We start from the raw sequence: 1,785 nt of genomic DNA, 5'->3' as shown, positions 1-1,785 counted from the left end.
CTCCCTCTATAAATATTGATATAACAACGGTTTGACCCGTTGGTGGGATGTCAAAAAAATATTTTTCGACATATACCCTAACAGAAATTAATAAATATGTGATTCTCTTACAATTAGTGGGTACGCTACGCGGTCACTACTGGGTAATGATGGAAGAGTAGTGATCCGTATATATACGATGCACAATGGATCTCTGCGTAGCTTATGATGACGTACCCTCCCATGTCTCTGGGCATCAAAGTGCCTACATTCCTTCGTTCGGTCTAGTCATAAGGCAGAGGCTAGCGAAGCTCCTTTAGGGACTCGAGGTCGGATGGTGTTTATAGTGCCAGCTTCTCCGTGTCATCCTGTTGTCTAGGTCTTTTAAAGGGATGCAGGACTTTACATAGCCTCTGCGAGACTAGGAATATCCCTCATCATTCGCTTTGCGTCAAACGCTTTGTGCTTCGTGCTAATCCCGTGGAGAACTTTTAAGAGTTTCCCGCATAGGACCACGATGGATTGTTTCTTTCGTAACGGATTGTCCTTGCGATTTGTGTAATACTCATGCAGCTTTCTAAAGGCATCATTATGACGAACCATCGGCATCATCACTCGGAATAAGAGCGCTCGAAGCTTTCTTCTGCCCCTTTTGGAGATTCTCTTTTGTCCTTTGTGCTGGCCGGATGAATTTTCCCGTAATGTCAATCCCGCGAGTTTGATTAGTTGGCGTGGATCTTCATAGTGAGAAAAGCTTCCGATTTCAGCTAGTAAATCGACAATCGTGGTATCTCCAAGGCCAGGAACCGTTGAGAGCCATTCGTATTCTACTGATGTTTTAACAATCTCGACCAGGTGCTGCGTAATGCTTTCAATCTCCTGTTCCAACTGGTGGTAACGGCGAACAAGTGTGGCGATTTCAATACGGGCCATCTCCCGTCCTTCTGTTACCCCAATCGAGTCTGAAGCGAGTTCTATGAGTCGTATGGCTTTCGGCCTTTGGGGGGATTTGAGCCCCTCGACCTTACGGTAAAGTGCCAATACTTCATCCGGTTGTTTCTGATGAAGATCAGCCGGAAATGGTGTGCACTCCAGGACAGCCATTGCCATCTTCCCAAATGACGGAAAGACCTGGGTGAACTCAGGAAAATAACGATCGATCCAGCGAATGATCATGTTTTTGATAGCCCCAAGTTCCTCTGTCAACTTGCTTCTGAACGTTGAGCCAACACGGAGTTCAGCTTCCATGTCCTTCAAAATACGAGGATAACTGAAGCGTCCATCTTTGATCAGACGAGCGATGACCAGCGCATCCTTACGGTCATGTTTGGTTGGCAGGTTATCATCCAACTCCTTTGATCGCTTGACGTGCATAGGGTTGGTCATCGCCAAGGGAATGCCCCGTTCCTCAAGGAAATAGGCCAGGTTAAGCCAGTAATGGCCGGTTGGTTCAATCCCGACAATGACCTCCGTCTTTTCGTATTCTTTCATGGCAGTCAAAATACGCTGGTAAAAACTCTCAAAACCCTGGCTGGATTGTAAAACTGAGAAAGACTTACGGAGCAAACGTCCACGGTCATCGACAAAGCAGGCGAAATGTTTTCGCTTGGCAATATCGATTCCGACTACGAGGGTATTTTCGGTGACTTGATTTATTTTCTGATTTTGTTTAAAATCCATGTTGGAGTCCTCCTTGGTTACCTAAGTTAGGGGTCAATTCGGCGCACGATTTGACACCCCGTATCATACCAAGAGGGCTCTTTTTTGTTCAAGTCCCCGAAAATTCTTCTAACAGGAATGCTCCTT

Annotated in this window: 1 protein-coding gene; it reads right to left on the bottom strand. The window is 46.0% G+C overall.

Features of this window, described 5'->3' with window-relative positions; genetic code table 11:
* Window positions 1–381 precede the first annotated feature (381 nt).
* Entirely contained in the window at window positions 382–1,659 is a 1,278-nt protein-coding gene (locus AC3WTL_RS25615; protein WP_492370277.1) for an IS110 family RNA-guided transposase, read from the bottom strand.
* Window positions 1,660–1,785 lie beyond the last annotated feature (126 nt).

This window comes from Cytobacillus sp. EB106-05-05-XG126 (assembly GCF_058791715.1).
This window is presented reverse-complemented; position numbering and strand designations above follow the sequence as displayed.

Coding starts and splice junctions, on each gene's coding strand:
- AC3WTL_RS25615 (WP_492370277.1), bottom strand. CDS start 1,659: ATGGATTTTAAACAAAATCAGAAAATAAATCAAGTCACCGAAAATACC.